The following is a 16,642-nucleotide window of genomic DNA, read 5'->3' as shown; positions in this document are numbered from 1 at the left end:
CAAATTGATCATTTTTTAACCAACCATTCATCACCACGGATGCTCGCGTGACTCAACGCCCTGCCCAACACCCAAGTTCCCTGCCACCCCTCGCGGCATTAACGGCCCCAACGCTCTCTTGGAACGATACGTCACCCCATTCCGACGTTTTCGACGACCTCTATTTTTCCAGGGAAGATGGCCGCGCAGAAACCGAGCACGTTTTCTTAGGGGCCAATCGGCTTCCCGAGCGGTTTGCGGCTTGGCAGGAAGCGCGGGCGTTCGTGATTGGCGAGACAGGCTTTGGCACCGGGTTGAACATGCTGTGCGCCTGGGCTTGCTTTGAGCAGCACGCCCCAAAAGACGCACGGCTGCATCTGTTATCCACAGAAAAATTTCCCCTCGACCGGGAAGCGCTAACCCGCGCCCTGAGCGCGTGGCCGTCGCTTGCCGGTTATTCACAGGTGCTGTGTGCGCTATGGCCGGAAGCGGTGAGCGGCATCCACCGTTTGCACCTAAGCGAGCGCGTTACCCTCGATCTGCACTTTGGCGACACCACCGAGCGGCTAAACCTGCTGGAGGGCCAAGTCGATGCTTGGTTTTTAGACGGCTTTGCGCCCTCTAAAAACCCAGACATGTGGCAACCCGAGCTTTTTGAGGCCATGGCAGCGCGGTCACGCCCAGGCGCTACCTTCGCTACCTTTACCTGTGCAGGTGTTGTGAAGCGCGGGCTAAAGGCGGCAGGGTTTCAGTGGAAGAAAGTGCCCGGTTTTGGCCGTAAGCGGGAGATGTTGGCAGGCGCCATTGAGGCCCCGCCTACGGATAGACGGCGCAGCGCGACGCCGTGGTTCACGCCGCCTGCCCACTATGAAGCCAAGCACGTGGTGGTGATCGGCGCAGGCATGGCGGGCAGCAGCGTGGCGGCAGCGCTGGCTAAGCGCGGCAAGCAAGTGACGGTGATTGAGCGCGACTCCCCTGGCGCGGGCGGTTCTGGCAACCGCCAGGGGGCGCTCTATGTAAAGCTCGCGGTGGAAACCAATCACCAAAGCCGCGTTTACCTAGCGGGGCTTCTGTATAGCCAGCGCTGGCTGGGGCAACTGGCCGCCGCTTTTCCACAGGAGCCGCCGCTTTGGCAGCCTTGTGGCGTGTTACAGCTAGCGCTAAGCGATAAAGAGGCAACCCGCCAGCAGTGTTTTCTGGCCAATCATCCGCTACCGGAATCGGTTGTGTCTGCACAGAGTGACGCGCTGAGCAGCCTAGCTGGCGTGCCGGTCTCAGCGGCACACGGGCTTTTTTATCCCCAGGCGGGCTGGGTTCAGCCCAAAAAGCTCTGCGAACAACTGTTGCAGCACGACAATATTACCTTCCGGCAGGGCGACGTCACCGAGCTGCAACAAGCCCAGCAAGCCTCTAAAACGGCGCAGTGGCAGGTCACGCTGGCCCGCGGTGAAACGCTGCAGGCTGATCATGTGGTCGTGGCGACGGCATCCCTAGCTAACCAGTTTGCCCAAACCGCCGAGCTGCCGTTGCAGCAGGTGCGCGGCCAGGTCAGCGAGTTAACGCTGCCAGAAGGCACTGAGGTGCCCACTAAAGTGGTGTGCGCAGGAGGCTATGTATCGCCGCCGATGGATAACGTACTGACCTTCGGCGCGAGCTTTGTGCCCAATAACGCCACAACGCAACTGGTCGAGGAAGAGCACCAGCGCAATATTGATGAGCTGAGGCAGGCACTGCCAGAATGGGTGGCCACGCTTGAGGCGAGCGGTGTGACGCTTACACCGGCACAGCTAGAAGGTCGCGCAGCGGTTCGCGCGGCAAGCCCCGACAAAACCCCTTACGCCGGGCCAGTACCCCACACAGCCGCGTGGCAGCGGGATTACGCAGTGCTGCGTAAAGATGCTTCTAAAGTGCCGCCTATTACTGGCGAGCACTACCCAGGGCTGTGGATATCCACCGCCCATGGCTCGCGGGGGCTGGCCAGCGCGCCGCTATGTGCGGAAGTCATCGCCTCACGCATTTGCGATGAGCCGCTGCCGCTAGAGCAGCCGCTCATCGACCATCTACACCCAGGGAGGCGGGTGATTAGCGCGCTGGTGCGCGCTCAGTAGTCACCTTCCTCTTCGTCATCCGCCAACTCTCGCCCAAAGGAGCGCCACTGGGCGAGGGTCATCACTTCGGTCATTTCAAGCTCAAGGTCATGGGCAATGATCAGCTCGTGACGGTCCAACTGCTGCCTGAGTTCGGCCACCCAGCCGCTCATGCCTTCGCCGGTGTCGGTGGTGTCGTAGCCTTGACGGGTCACAAATGCTTCCAGCAGCGCGGTGAGCGTATCAGGCGGCAGCATGCGTGCAGGCACTTCAATAAATCGGCTCATTCGCTTCGCTCCCAGGCGGTTAAACGGTCAATAAAGGTCGCTTCGTCAATCACTTCAACGCCCAACTGCTCGGCTTTAGTGAGCTTACTGCCCGCGGCTTCACCGGCCACTAAGCAGGTGGTTTTTTTCGATACGCTGCCCGCCACTTTGGCCCCCAGCGCCTGAAGCCGCGCTTTGCCTTCATCGCGGGTCATGCTCTCCATGGCACCGGTGAGCACCCAGGTTTGGCCCTCTAACGGCGTGGGGCCTTGGGTCACTTCTGACTCTTGCCAGGTAATACCCGCCTCAATCAGCACTTGGAGTGTTTCTAGGTTGTGGGGCTGGCGAAAAAACGTGTGGATATGCTTGGCGACAATGGGGCCTACGTCGTTCACCGCTTCCAGCGCCGCTTGATCGGCGTCTTGCAGCGCTTGCAAGGTGCCGAAGTGGTTAGCCACATTGGCTGCCGTGGCTTCGCCTACCTCACGGATGCCTAGCGCGTAGATAAACCGCGCTAGCGTGGTCTGTTTGGCCTTCTCTAGGGCATTAACCAAGTTCGTGGCGGATTTTTCACCCATACGCGGCAAGCTCTTTAACTGCTCCACGCTGAGATGGAAGAGATCAGCAGGCGTTTTCACCCACTCCTGATCCACCAGCTGCTCAATCAGCTTCTCGCCCAGGCCGTCGATATCCAGCGCTTTACGGCTGGCAAAGTGTTTCAGTGCCTCTTTACGCTGGGCAGCGCAGTAAAGTCCGCCAGAGCAGCGCGCCACCGCCTCGCCTTCCAAGCGTTCGATATCCGAGCCGCACACGGGGCAGTGGTCGGGGAAGGTAATCGCACGGGCATCCGCCGGGCGCTTCTCTTCATCCACACGCACCACTTGTGGAATCACATCCCCTGCGCGGCGAATGGCTACCGTATCGCCAATCATTACGCCTAAGCGGATAATCTCATCGGCATTGTGCAGCGTGGCGTTGGAGACGGTAACACCGGCAACAGTGACCGGCTCAAGGCGTGCCACCGGCGTAATCGCCCCGGTACGACCTACCTGAAACTCCACATCGTTTAGAGTCGTGACTTCTTCTTGAGCGGGAAATTTAAACGCTACCGCCCAGCGCGGGGCGCGGGCCACAAATCCCAGCTCCCGCTGGTGGCGCAGGTCGTTCACCTTAATCACCACGCCATCAATGTCGTAGCCCAGCTGGTCGCGTTTTGCACCTAACTGATCGCAATAGTCGGCAACGGCCTCTGGGCCGCGCATCGTGGTTAGCTCGGTGCTGGTGCGAAAGCCCAGTTTGGAAAGCCGCTGCATTAGGGCACTGTGAGTGGTATCGCCCAAGTCTGGCTCCAAGCGTGCTGCTTGGTAGGCATGAAACTCTAGCGGGCGAGTGGCCGTAATGCGCGGGTCGAGCTGGCGCAGGCTGCCAGCCGCGGCGTTGCGCGGGTTGGCAAATACTTTGCTGCCCTCTTCTCTGGCACGCTCATTGAGCGCTTCAAAGCCGGAGTGGCGCATAATCACTTCGCCGCGCACTTCTACCAACGCAGGCAACTCATCACCGACGAGCTTTAACGGCACCGAACGCAGGGTACGCAGGTTTGAAGTAATGCCTTCCCCTGTGCGGCCATCCCCTCGCGTTGCACCGATCACCAATACGCCTTGCTCGTACACTAACGATACCGCAGCACCATCGAGCTTGGGCTCGCAGCTAAACTCGATATCATCTACCTGACACTCCAAGCGCTCTGCCACCCGCTGGGCAAACGCCACAATATCGTCACGGCTGAAAGCGTTATCTAGAGAAAGCATGGGAATCGCATGGGCGACTTCAGGAAATCCTTCGGTCGGCGCTGACCCCACTCGCTGGGTAGGCGAATCCGGCACCACCTGATCAGGATACTCGCTCTCCAACTGCTGTAAGCGCTGTAGCTGACGGTCGTAGTCGGCATCTGTTAGCGTCGGCTCATCCAGAGCGTAATAGCGGTAGTTGGCATCGTTTAGCGCGACACGCAGTTGGCCAATTTCTTCTAATACAGAGGGGTCAGGCTGACTCATTCAGACATTCCGAAGATAAATAAAACGGGTATTTAGTAACAAAAACACCCGCCTTCTTGGGGAAGGCGGGTGTTCGCGCAACGCGGCGTTTAGCGGGCCTGCATATGGCGGTGCAAGCGGTGGCGACGCTCAAACTCATGCACGCGCTGCCGCGCAAACTCAATGGTTTGTGCCGTCATCACGCTACGGTTCTCATCTTTCAGCTCACCGCCCATGTGGCGAACCACGACCATAGCCGTTTCCACCATCGCCTCAAAGGCAGCAGAGCTATCGACGGCACCGGGTAGCGGCATTAAGAAAGTGATGCCGGGGGTCACGAACTCATCCATCTCTTCAATCGGGAAAGAGCCGGGCTTAAGCACGTTCACCATGGAGAACTGCAGCTCGCTATCCGGGCTTTCCGTTTCAAAACGGTGGAATACACCCATAGTGCGGCTGTAACGGAGCCCGCAGGCCATCATCAGTTCAAGCAGCTTGCTGCCATCAAACCCTTCTGGGTCTCGTGACAGCACGCTGATCACGATCATTTCATCGGCGTTGCCTAGCGTTTCTTTGGCGTGTTCGCCATTCACATCGTGGCGAAGGGCTTTTTCCAACGTAGGATGCGCGCGCACCACGTTATCTTGCGGCGCGATATCGTCTTCATAGTCCTCGTCAAACGCTTGATAGTGCTCTTCATAGCGGCTGGCACGACTATCTTCATAGCGATCAGGCTCGGCGGGCATTGCCTGCATGGCTTCACGCTTAGCAGCGGCTTCACTGGCAGCCGCTTCGCGGGCCTGGGCTTTCTCTTGGGCGATACGGGCTTTTTCAGCTTCGGCGGCCTGCTTAGCTTCACGGCGCTGCTCTGCTTCTAACGCTTTACGCTCCGCTTTTTGCTTGGCTGCCGCTTCAGCACGCTTTGCTTTTTCGGCTTTTTTGATCGCTCGCTCTTTACGGCGCTCAATAATACGACGTTTAAAAGAACGGCCAATGCCTTCAAAATCGACTAAGCGGTACTCGTCGATTTCATCGTCATCCAGTTCATGGTCGCCCGCCGTGTCGGCACGCAGCTGGCGGCGCTTGGGCGCATCAGACGCGTGCTTGGCAAACACGGCATCTTCAGGCTCAGCGCGCAGTACCGGCTCGGGTTCTAGCGTTGGAACCGGCTCTTCAACAGACGGAGCATCTACCTTAACCGCCGTGGGCTCGGCTGCTAATTCAGGCCGCGCTTCTGACGCTAGATGAGCTTCTGGCTCGCGCGTAGTGGCTGATTCCGTTTGAATGGCAGGTTCCGGCGCTGTTTGAGGCTCAGATTTATGCGCTGAGGTTAGCTCTGGTTCCGGCACTGGCTGTTGTGGCTGTGGCAGTGGCTGAGAGACTGGTTCAACCACTTCAGCAGCTGGCGATGCGGCGACGGCGGGCTCCGGTGTTGGGCGTGCTGCCGCTACCGGCGCTTGCTCTACCGGCTGGGCAGGCGCTTTCGCCACGTCTGCTTCCCGTTCGGCCGCCGCAAAGAGGCTGGGCTCGCGACGCGGTAGCTCGCTTTTCTCTGCTACAGGGGCTGCGCTGGGGCCTTTGGCGATGGGGCCAATCGTGTCTTTGGCAACAGCGTCCTTTGAACGTAAAGCATCCGTAGGCTCCGCACGTTCTGCTGCTTTTGCGGTGGGCGCAGATTTGGTGGTCGCTTTTTTAAACGAGCGACGGAAATCCGACAGCACCTTGGAGGGCCCAGGATGCTCTTGGCGCTCTAGTTTGGGCTTATTGCCAAGCCCGCTGTAATCCGCAGGCTTGACTACCCGAGCACCGCCATTCGGCAATTCCCAATTGATTTCGGCTTCTTTCGCCTCGTCGTCTAACTCTTCTAGCTTCGCGGTGGGTAAGTCCTTTACCGCTTGGTCTAGCCGGGGCACACGACGCTGACGCTGGAGCCTACGCACACCGTCGACAACGATAAGCGAAACCAGTGCCAGTCCTAGAATGATTAACCACTCTCTTAATTCCATGTCGAGCATTCCATGGGTCATCTAACCGGTTACTTAGGCGAAGTACGTGTCACAACGCCAGAATATGGGAACCTTCTTATGAATCGATATTTAGCCTCAAGCATAGCGCGGTTGCTACGAAAAGGGCCAATTTTTGCTAATTTTCACACGTTTGAGCAAGTATGAGGGCTTTTTAGGCGAAATTTTCGACCTTATCAACCACCAAAAGTGCCATTTCCGCGTTAATTTGCTCTGCCCACTGCCTTTACAGGCTGGCAATGCGGTTTTTTTACACGCTGATACGCGATCAGCTCACCTTATTTAAACGTTATGTTAGTGAGGATAGGGCACTTCTGCGAGTTTCTTCCAGAAAGCATCCGCCACGCCGCTGCTGAGCTGTCGAGGCCGGGTCAACTGGATTTCTACCGGTATATCCCACTCAGGCGGTAGCGCACGCACTAATCGCCCTTCTGCAACTTCCTGTTCCGAAAGGCTTTCAGGAATCCACGCCATGCCTTTATTTTCAAGCGCCATCGACATCAGTACGGCTGCCAAGTGGCTGCTAAAGTGCGCCGGGCGCTCTAATAGTGGCAGCTTCATTGCCGCATTTTTTCGCTGATTTAAATGATGGGCCAGGATACGGCCCAGGCCAGAGGCATCGGTGTAGGCCAAATAAGGAAACTTCTGGAAATCTGACGTGCAGTGCAATGCTTGGCCGACCAATGGGAGCAACCGGTCGTGGCCGATACAGAGCGTCTCAAACTGTTCAGTGGCCAATAAAGAGTGAACGGCCGGGTCACGGTGACTCAGCAGAAACTGGGCAGCGCCTTGCAGCAGTAGCTGTTCACAGGCCGCCATGGTGTCGGAATGCAGCTGCACCGAATGTAGCAATGCGCCTTGTTCTAATTGGCGTACCCAGCGCGGAAAAAAAGTAAAGGAGAGCGAATGTGTCGCCGTAAACTGCAGCGTATTGCTGGCTTTGTTAGCAATGTTCTGGGCATCGCTTCTTAACCGATAAAGGCGTGTGACTGCATCCAGCGCCCCGGATTGAATATAGTGCCCTGCCTCCGTTAAATGCGTGCCCTGAGACGTACGCACAAAGAGCGCAACACCCATCCATTGCTCAAGTGAGCGGATGCGCCTGCTAAACGCGGGCTGAGTGACATGACGTGCTTGGGCGGCGCGCACAAAGCTGCCTTGCTCAGCAAGCGCGTTAAAATCTTCTAACCAAACCAATTCCATAAGGCAATGCCGTTTCAGCATGGGAGGCGAGAGTAATAGCATTGGTCGCCATGGGTTGTCACGCTTATCGTGGAGCCATCACTCACTGAGGAGTTACCCATGCGTATCGTTGAAATTCGCGAGAAAACCGTCTCGATTGCCTCCCCCATCGCCAATGCCTACATCGACTTTTCCAAGATGACCTGCTCGGTGGTCGCGGTGGTCACCGATGTGATTCGTGATGGCAAGCCTGTGATTGGCTACGGGTTCAACTCAAACGGTCGTTATGGGCAAGGCGCGCTGATGCGCGACCGTTTCTTAGACCGCATTACAGAGGCGGACCCTGAGAGCCTAATAGATCACGAGCACAACAACCTGGATCCGTTTGCGATCTGGAAAGCGCTTATGACTAACGAGAAGCCTGGCGGCCACGGTGAACGTTCCGTCGCGGTAGGCACCATCGACATGGCCGTATGGGATGCCGTGGCTAAAATCGAAGGTAAGCCACTCTACCGCCTACTCGCCGACCGCTATCGTAACGGCCAGGCGGACGACAAAGTGTGGGTGTATGCCGCGGGCGGTTACTACTACCCCGGCAAAGACCACTCAAAGCTCCAAGATGAAATGCGCAGCTATTTAGATCGCGGCTATAACGTCGTGAAGATGAAGATTGGTGCAGCTCCTCTGGATGAAGACCTGCGCCGTATTGAAGCGGTATTGAAGGTAGTTGGCGATGGCAGCCGCTTGGCGGTGGATGCTAACGGGCGTTTTGACCAAGAAACCGCCATTGCCTACGCCGAAGCGCTTAAACCCTATGGCTTGTTCTGGTACGAGGAAGCCGGTGACCCATTGGATTATGCGCTACAGGCGGAGCTGGCAAACCACTACAGCCTGCCTATGGCAACGGGTGAGAACCTGTTCTCTCATCAGGATGCGCGTAACCTGCTGCGCCATGGCGGTATGCGTGCCGACCGAGACTTTGTACAGTTCGACTGTGCGCTTTCCTATGGCTTGGTGGAGTATATGCGCACACTGAAAGTGATGGACGAGCTTGGCTGGTCATCGCGCCGGGTCGTGCCCCACGGCGGCCACCAGATGTCGCTGAACATTGCCGCAGGCCTGCATTTAGGCGGCAATGAGTCCTATCCGGATGTCTTCCAACCGTTTGGTGGCTTTGCCGATGGCATCCAGGTGGAAAATGGCTACGTTGGCCTGCCTGATATTCCCGGCGTCGGTTTTGAAGCCAAATCCAAACTGTATGCCGTGATGCGCGAGCTGGGCGAAGGTTAATCCACCAGCTCTGCCGCCTCATCGATACCCACTGAGACCAAACGCGATACGCCGGGCTCTTGCATGGTCACCCCCATCAGGCGCTCGGCGGCCTCCATGGCGATTTTGTTGTGAGTGATGTAGATAAACTGCACGCTTTCCGACATCTCTTTCACGAGCTTGGCGTAGCGGCCCACGTTGGCATCATCTAATGGGGCATCAACTTCATCCAACATACAGAACGGTGCTGGGTTGAGCTGGAAGATGGCAAATACCAGCGACAGCGCGGTCAGGGCTTTTTCGCCCCCTGACAGCAGATGAATGGTGCTGTTTTTCTTGCCCGGTGGGCGGGCCATGATCGCCACGCCGGTTTCCAGTAAATCATCGCCGGTGAGCGTTAACCAGGCGGCACCGCCGCCAAATACGCGGGGGAATAGGGTTTGTAGCCCGGTGTTTACCTGCTCGAAGGTTTCTTTAAAGCGCACGCGGGTTTCTTGGTCAATGCGCTTGATGGCCCGCTCTAAGGTCTCTAGCGCCTCGGTGAGCTCGGCATGCTGAGCTTCAAGATAGTTACGCCGTTCGGCCTGCTGGTCGTACTCTTCGATGGCCGCAAGGTTGATCGCGCCTAGGCGGCGTATTTTCTCCGACGTGCTTTCCAAGCGGGCTTGCCACTCAGGCTCGCTGGCATCGCTAGCCAACGTGCTGGCGAGTTCATCGACGTTATGGCCAAGCTCCGCTAACTGTTCATCTTGGGTGGCGGCTTTGAGCGCCAGCGCCTGCACCTCCATACGGCGCTGCTGGAGCTGTTCACGGCTCTGTTCCAGGTTGCGCTCGTGCTGCTGGCGGGCTAACTCGTCGTTGCGTAGCTGCTCGGCCAGCGCCTGCGCTTGTTGGCGGGTCTCGTTGAGCCGCCGTTCCTGCTGTTCGCGCTGGTGCAAGAGCTCTTCAAGCTCCTCAGCGGCCAGCTCGTCAGGTTCTACCAGCATCTCACGGGACTCTTCCAGCTCGGCAATACGCAGCGAGAGGCGCTCTTCGGTATCGCTTGAGCGGGACTGCTGCGCGCGCAGGCTGTCGCGCTCGGCTTTTAAGCGTTCACGCTCAAGTGCCAGCGCCTGCTGACGCGCTTTGAGCGGGGCGAGCTGTTGGTTGAGCTGCTCACGCTGTTCACGCTGGCGATGGCGCTGCTCTACGCTGGTTTCTCGAGCCTCAGCGGCCGCTTCCAACTGCTCCATGGCGGTGCGCCAGCGGGCGCGTTGCTCTTCTAAAGTGAGCGTTAACTCCGCCTCATCCTCTTGCAGCTGCGCCAGTTCGTCGTCTAGTTCTGTGGCACGGCTGGAGAGATGCTCAAGGCGTTGGGCAAGGCGCTGCTCTTGTACCGCTAGCTGTTGGCGGGTAGCGGCGTGGGAACGCTCCTGCTCCGCTTGCTGCTCACGGGTCAGTTCTAACGTTTCAATCGCCTCGTTAGCGGCCTCGCACTGCTCGTCCAGCAGGGCCAGTGCTTCCTCCGCGCGTTCTCGCTCTGATGCTAGCTCATCGAAGCGTCGGCGAGTAACTAGCAAGGCATCCACGCCTTCACCATTGGCCTGCTGATGTAGCCAGCCGCGGCCACGCCACACACCGTCTTGGCTGACCACGCTCTCGCCGGGGGCAAGCGTAGGCAACAGCGCCTCGGCAGCCTCGGCGGTATCTACATAGTGAATACTTGCTAACCACTCAGCCATTGCGCCCGCGCCTTCTACTAGGCTGCTAAGGCGCTGGCCGGAGCCCGCTGCCGTGGCGTGAGACGTTGGCGCTTGATCAATCAAACACCACTCCGTTGCCAGCGCTTCGGGCAGGGCTTTTAGCTGTTCTGCTGCCACCAGCCGGGCATTCAGCCAAGGAGCGAGTAGCCAGGAAATGACACGTTCCCACCCCTGAGCCACCGAAATGGCTTCCCCCAAGCGGGGTGCATCAGCGAGGCCATGGGCGGCCAACGCGTCGCTCAGCTGCGGGTCGTGGTCGGCCAGGGCGGCATCGATGAGCGCTTGCAGCGAGGCCAATTCACCCTGCTGTTGGCTGAGCGCGGCGCGCTGCTGGTCACGGGAGGTGACCGCCTGTTGGTAAGCCGCTTTGGCATCGCTATAGCGCTGCTGCCACTGTTCGCGTTCCACTTGGAAGGCATCGGCACGTTGGTCGGCTTCCTCCAGGCGGGCTTGGTAGTCGGCGTGCTCATTTTGCAGCGCGGTCATATCGGCCAGCTCGCCGCGCTGCTGGCGGCGGCGCTGCCCCTCTGCCTGCAACCGAGCAATACGCTGTTCTAAATCGCGCAGTTGGTCTTGGCTACGGTCGGCATCGCGGCTAGCCTCGCGCCAGCGGTTTTCAGCATCGGACCACTGCTGTTCAGCGGCTTCCAAGGCGGGTGTCGCTTCGGCCAGGGTTTGCTCGAGCATTTCTAGCTGCTCTTCCAACGCTTCATGCTCGGGCAGCAGCTCTTCAAAGCGCTCGTCGATGACCGCGAGCCGCTCTTGGTCGCCCTCACTGACTCGGCGCTGCTCATCAAGATCCCGGCGGGCGGTGGCTATATCATTGGCTAGCTGGGCCTCCCGACTACGGCGGTGGGCCTGGTCTTGCTCTAAGCGGGCAATGCGCGTGGTGGTTTCATAAAACTGCTGCTGGTGGCGGTCCAGCACTTCGGCCAGCTCATCATGCTGTTCGCGGGCTTGCTCCAGGCGGGTTTCGCACTGGCGAACGCCAAACACGTCTTTCTCAACAGCGATTTCCAGCTCGCGCACACGACTCTCTTGGCGGGACTGTTCAGTCCGCAGGGTGCGCCCGCGCAGCAGCGCCAGCTCACCTTTTAAGCGGTACTCCTGCTGCTTGAGTTCTTGATAGCGCTTGGCGGCTTCGGCTTGGCGCTTCAAGCGTTCGAGCTGCTTATCCAGCTCTTCGCGAATATCGTCCAGGCGCTCCAAGTTCTCCTGGGTACGGCGCATGCGATTTTCGGTTTCCCGGCGGCGCTCTTTGTACTTGGAGATACCTGCCGCTTCTTCGAGGGTGGCGCGTAGATCGTCAGGCCGGGCTTCAATCAGCCGCGAAATCATCCCCTGGCCGATGATGGCGTAGGAGCGCGGGCCAAGGCCGGTGCCCATGAACAGGTCGGCGATATCCCGGCGACGGCACTTTTGCCCGTTAAAGAAGTAGTTGGACTGACCATCCCGGGTCACAAGACGCTTAACGGCAATTTCTGAGTACTGGGCGTATAAACCGCCCATGCCGCCGTCGCGGTTATCAAACTTGAGCTCGATGGACGCTTGCCCTACCGGCTTACGCCCGGTGGAGCCGTTAAAGATAACGTCAGCCATGGATTCGCCGCGCAGGGTTTTGGCGGAGGACTCCCCCATCACCCAGCGCACGGCATCAATAATATTGGATTTACCGCAGCCGTTCGGCCCAACGATGGCCGTCATATTGCCATCGAAGGGCACGGTGACCGGATCAACAAAGGACTTGAACCCAACAAGACGGATAGAGGTTAAGCGCATTGCGACCCTTAGCAGCGGTGGCTTACGTGGAGATTATTCAAAGATGCGGTTAATAACGACATTGGCGGCATCATCTTCGCTGATAGGGCCAACGCTTGCGCTCTCCAAATCGCCAAACAGGTCGCCTGGCTGAGGCGTTGCCTGCCCCGATTCAGAGACACGCACCACTAAGCGCACTTCACGCACCTGGGAGATTTGCGCCTGGGGTGACATGGCAGCAGTGTCATCGAGCACCACGGTCATGGGCAGCTCGGATACCTGAGCGCGTATCACAGCGAGCGGCGGCAGCTCGCCTTCCATATCACGAGCAGTAATAAATACGGTGGCGTCATCACTTACGTTACCCACCAGCGCCTCATCCAGCGATACGTTCACACGCACGCCTTGGCCTTGAGCCTCAGGAGTTGCTTCAGGTGTGACGCCCATGCGCTCTTGGGCAACGCGAATGCCATCACGTAAGGAGGCGGCGGTTTCGGGGTCTTCAATATTAGCGACGGCCCGACGCCAACGGTCGACAGCGGTTTCATAATCACCGTTATCGAAGGCGTGAATACCCAGCAGTCCCATCACAGTGGGCTGACGCGGGTCTAGGTCAAGCGTTTCATCCACGAGCGCTTGCACCTCGGGCGTTAGCTCACGCTCGGCCATGAAGAAGCGAAGCTGCGCTAGCTGGGCAAGCAGCGGCGGAATGCGTCCTTCAATGGCAATCAAGCGCTCCAGAGCATCGGCGGCTTTATCGGGCTGCCCCGTATCGCGGTAGAGCGGAAACAGCGAGCTCCAAACGTTGGGGTTGTTGGGCTGACGCTCAGCTTCCGCTTCCATCCGCTCCAAAAACATCGCCAACGAGCCTTCTGGGTCGTTTCTAATCTCTTCTTGAATGGCGTAGAGCGTCAGGTCCCCTTCTGCACCGTTTTGCTGATACCAGAACGTGCTGGCACCTACCACAGCCACCATGACTAACGGCACGACCAGCCGTCCGGCGGTGACCGCTTTTAATGGGCGTTTGGTTTGGGTAGCGGTATCTTCCAGCAGGCTACGCTCTAGCTCTAAGCGGTCTTCACTAAAACGGGCCTCGTCAACATCACCACGCTCACGGGCAGCTTCCAAAGAGGCCATACGGCGCTGAAAAATCGCCACGTTCTGCTCGGCAGACGTGTCGTTGGCTTCAAAATGGTGAAGCTGGTCACGCAGGGAACGGGCACCACGCATGGGGGCAATCAGCAGCCACAGCGCAGGCAGTAACAGTAAGGCAATCGCTATCCAGAGCGGTGTCATGAAGACCTCTCGCGGTTAATCAGGGCATCCAGGCGGGCACGCTCTTCGGCACTCAGCGCTTTAGCAGAGGCATTGCGGCGAGCGCGTACCATGAGCACGACCACCACAACCCCAAGTATCACCAGCCCAATGGGCAGACCCCATAACAGGTAAGTGCGGTTCTCAAGGCGCGGGTTATAGAGAATGTAATCTCCAAAACGCTGCACCATGTGATTAATGATTTCGATATCCGACTGGCCATCTTGAAGCAGTAAGTAGACCCGTTCGCGCATATCACCGGAGATCGGCGCATCGGAATCATCAATGGCCTGATTCTCGCAAAGCGGGCAGCGCATGGAGGCGGTGAGGTCTCGGTAACGCTGCTCCATCACAGGGTCATCAAACTCACGAATTTCGATGCCAGCCGCCAGAGCACTGCCTGCCAGCGTGAGCAGCAGCGCTATGAACATCCAACGCATTAACGCCATTTTTCCACCTCCGGCAGGATGCGCTCGCGAACATGTTCAGGCGAGACGTAGCCTTTATGGTGGTAACGAATCACTCCCTCAGCGTCTACCAGAAAGGTTTCCGGCGCGCCGTATACGCCCAGATCAAAACCCAGGCTACCGTCGGGGTCGAAAACATTCACTTCAAAGGGGTCGCCGAACTCGCTGAGAAACTCCAGGCCTTTCTCACGGGTATCGCGATAGTTGATACCCACCATGCGAATGCCGTTATCGGCGAGTTCCAGCAGCTGAGGCATTTCCTGTTTACAGGCAGGGCACCATTCGCCCCATACATTGACCAGGGTCACTTCTCCTGTGAACAGCGTTTGATCCACTTGGCGATTTTCATCACGCAGCGTGGTGGCGTCAAAGGCCGGGAAGTCTCGCGCCATCAGGGCTGAATCCCGATGGGAAGGGTCGCGCCCTAATCCTTGATAGAGAAACAGCGCAATGCCTAAAAAACCAATCGGCAACAGCAAAAGCAGCAGGCGTCGCGTCATACCGTGGCCTCCTGAGATGTCGAGCGGTCAGTGCGTGTGGGTACCGCTTGGCGGGCGGCCACCCGACGGTAGCGTTTATCCGCCACGGCCAAGAGTCCACCGAAGGCCATTAACAGGCCGCCTAGCCACAGCCAGCGCACAAATGGCTTGTACTGCACCCGCATGGCGTAACTGCCATCGCCCAGGTCTTCGCCCATAGCCACATAGAGGTCACGGAACAAACCAGGACGCAGCGCGACTTGGGTCATGGGCATGCCGGTGGCGAGGTAAAGGCGCTTCTCGGGGCGCATCACAAAGCTGCGGCCAGACTCCCCACGCTGAACTTGGATAATCGAGGTATCGGCCAGGAAATTCGGGCCGCGGCGGTTAGTGAGCTCGGTCATAGTGAACTGATAGCCGGCCACTTCCACAGTGGTACCCGGCGACATGCGTACGTTGCGCTCAATGTTGTAGTTCGAGACTACGGCAACGCCCACAATGGTCACTGCAATGCCCACGTGGCCGAGCACCATTCCCCAGTAGGAGAGTGAAAGCTTGCGAAGCCCGGCGACAAACGAGCTGGCGTGGCGGGTTTTATCAAATAAATCGCGCACCATAGGCAGTACAATCCACAGCGCCGAAATAATGCCCAGTGACACCCACAGGTTCCACTCACCGCCATACAGGAATGGCATGGCGATACCCAGCACCAGAGAGGCAGCGGCTGCGAGCCCTAACTTACGCCACAGCTCTTGCCCACTCATACTTTTCCAACGTGCCATGGGCCCAAGCCCCATGAAGATACACATCACCACAGTAAGCGGCACAAATAGCGCATTAAAGTACGGCGGGCCCACGCTAATTTTACCCAGGCCAAGGGAGTCGAGAATCAGCGGGTACACGGTGCCCAGCAGTACCGTGACGGTCATGATCACCAAGATAATATTGTTGATCAGCAGCAGTGAGTCGCGTGACAGCCAGTTAAAACCTACTTTATGGCTCACTCGTGGAGCACGCAGGGCAAATACCAGCAGCGACAGCGTGACGGTAATCGCCAGCAGCATCAGGATAAAGAAACCACGCGAGGGGTCATTGGCAAACGCATGCACCGAGGTCAGCACGCCCGAGCGCACGAGGAAGGTGCCCAGCAACGACAGCGAGAACGTGGAGATCGCTAGCAGTACGGTCCAGCTCTTAAACGAGCCGCGCTTTTCCGTCACCGCCAGCGAGTGCACCAGCGCCGTGCCGGTTAACCAGGGCAGTAGCGAAGCGTTTTCTACCGGATCCCAGAACCACCAGCCGCCCCAGCCAAGCTCGTAATAGGCCCACCAGCTTCCCAACGCGATCCCGACGGTCAAGAATGCCCAGGCAATGTTGGTCCAGGGGCGTGCCCAACGGGTCCAGGCAGCATCTAAGCGGCCACCCAGCAACGCGGCAATCGCGAAGGCAAAGACGACAGAGAACCCCACATACCCCATGTAGAGCATCGGCGGGTGAACAATCAGGCCAAAATCCTGCAGCAACGGGTTAAGGTCCGCGCCGTCCTGAGGCATATTGGGCAGCAGGCGCTCAAAAGGGTTGGATGTCATGAGGATAAAGAGCAAAAAGCCCACACACACCATGCCCATAATGCCCTGCACCCTGGCCACCATGTCTCGGGGTAAATCGCCAGAGAACACCGACGCCGCATACCCCCAGCCAGCCAGCATTAAGCTCCACAGCAGTACCGAGCCTTCATGGTTTCCCCATACCGCGCTGAATTTGTAGTACCACGGCAGCAGCGAATTGGAGTTGTTGGCCACGTTGGCCACACTAAAATCATCCAGCATGTAGCTGGTGGTCAAACAGAGGTAGGCAATGGCCACAAATAGAAACTGCCCGGTGGCCATCGGGCGTCCATAGGCCATCCACAGCGGGCGACGGGTCGCCGCCCCTGCGAGCGGCATCACTGCCTGGACAATCGCCATTAATAGCGCGATGACCAGGGCGAAGTGACCAATTTCAGGAATCATTTTAACTAGCATGAGCGCTCCGGATTCGCA

The 16,642-nt window shown here is 58.3% G+C and carries 11 protein-coding genes; 2 read left to right on the top strand and 9 right to left on the bottom strand.

Annotated features, from left to right (window positions below):
- The first annotated feature begins 47 nt into the window (after window positions 1-47).
- Window positions 48-2,087 carry a bifunctional tRNA (5-methylaminomethyl-2-thiouridine)(34)-methyltransferase MnmC2/FAD-dependent 5-carboxymethylaminomethyl-2-thiouridine(34) oxidoreductase MnmC1 gene (gene mnmC / locus IEW65_RS01525; RefSeq protein ID WP_188637749.1) on the top strand — a complete coding sequence of 680 codons (2,040 nt, stop codon included), beginning with the start codon at window positions 48-50 and terminating at the stop codon, window positions 2,085-2,087.
- On the opposite strand, the gene IEW65_RS01520 is transcribed toward mnmC, so the two are convergent.
- The 4 genes from IEW65_RS01520 to IEW65_RS01505 form a co-directional block, all read right to left on the bottom strand.
- Window positions 2,081-2,353, bottom strand: coding sequence for a YheU family protein (locus IEW65_RS01520; protein WP_188637748.1), 273 nt, complete (start codon window positions 2,351-2,353; stop codon window positions 2,081-2,083). The two genes, mnmC and IEW65_RS01520, sit on opposite strands and share 7 nt — an antisense overlap.
- Window positions 2,350-4,386: an NAD-dependent DNA ligase LigA gene (gene ligA, locus IEW65_RS01515; protein WP_188637747.1), complete on the bottom strand. Its 2,037-nt coding sequence runs from the start codon at window positions 4,384-4,386 to the stop codon at window positions 2,350-2,352. Before ligA ends, IEW65_RS01520 begins: the two co-directional genes overlap by 4 nt.
- Before the next feature lie 89 nt (window positions 4,387-4,475).
- The gene (gene zipA / locus IEW65_RS01510) at window positions 4,476-6,371 is read right to left on the bottom strand and encodes a cell division protein ZipA (protein WP_188637746.1); all 1,896 of its coding nucleotides are present in this window, start codon (window positions 6,369-6,371) and stop codon (window positions 4,476-4,478) included.
- Window positions 6,372-6,683: 312 nt separating this feature from the next.
- Window positions 6,684-7,592, bottom strand: a complete 909-nt coding sequence (locus tag IEW65_RS01505) for a LysR family transcriptional regulator (protein WP_188637745.1) — start codon at window positions 7,590-7,592, stop codon at window positions 6,684-6,686.
- Window positions 7,593-7,691: 99 nt separating this feature from the next.
- On the opposite strand from IEW65_RS01505, the gene IEW65_RS01500 reads away from it, so the two are divergent.
- Window positions 7,692-8,861, top strand: coding sequence for a mandelate racemase/muconate lactonizing enzyme family protein (locus IEW65_RS01500; protein WP_188637744.1), 1,170 nt, complete (start codon window positions 7,692-7,694; stop codon window positions 8,859-8,861).
- Here the strand turns inward: IEW65_RS01500 and smc are convergent.
- From smc to IEW65_RS01475, 5 genes are read right to left on the bottom strand one after another with little or no spacing between them, the layout of a single operon-like run.
- The gene (smc, locus tag IEW65_RS01495; RefSeq protein WP_188637743.1) at window positions 8,858-12,361 is read right to left on the bottom strand and encodes a chromosome segregation protein SMC; all 3,504 of its coding nucleotides are present in this window, start codon (window positions 12,359-12,361) and stop codon (window positions 8,858-8,860) included. The genes IEW65_RS01500 and smc overlap by 4 nt on opposite strands.
- Before the next feature lie 33 nt (window positions 12,362-12,394).
- On the bottom strand, window positions 12,395-13,636 hold the full coding sequence (gene ccmI / locus IEW65_RS01490) for a c-type cytochrome biogenesis protein CcmI (RefSeq protein WP_188637742.1): 1,242 nt from the start codon (window positions 13,634-13,636) through the stop codon (window positions 12,395-12,397).
- Entirely contained in the window at window positions 13,633-14,103 is a 471-nt protein-coding gene (locus IEW65_RS01485) for a cytochrome c-type biogenesis protein (protein ID WP_188637741.1), read from the bottom strand. The genes ccmI and IEW65_RS01485 overlap by 4 nt, the downstream gene beginning before the upstream one ends.
- Window positions 14,094-14,621 carry a DsbE family thiol:disulfide interchange protein gene (locus IEW65_RS01480; protein WP_188637740.1) on the bottom strand — a complete coding sequence of 176 codons (528 nt, stop codon included), beginning with the start codon at window positions 14,619-14,621 and terminating at the stop codon, window positions 14,094-14,096. The genes IEW65_RS01485 and IEW65_RS01480 overlap by 10 nt, the downstream gene beginning before the upstream one ends.
- The gene (locus tag IEW65_RS01475; RefSeq protein WP_308421440.1) at window positions 14,618-16,624 is read right to left on the bottom strand and encodes a heme lyase CcmF/NrfE family subunit; all 2,007 of its coding nucleotides are present in this window, start codon (window positions 16,622-16,624) and stop codon (window positions 14,618-14,620) included. Before IEW65_RS01475 ends, IEW65_RS01480 begins: the two co-directional genes overlap by 4 nt.
- Between the last annotated feature and the right edge of the window lie 18 nt (window positions 16,625-16,642).

The sequence above is a fragment of the Vreelandella lutescens genome, assembly GCF_014640815.1.
GTDB lineage: Bacteria > Pseudomonadota > Gammaproteobacteria > Pseudomonadales > Halomonadaceae > Vreelandella > Vreelandella lutescens.
The sequence above is the reverse complement of the archived record's forward strand: the minus strand, read 5'-3'. Positions and strand labels throughout refer to the sequence as shown.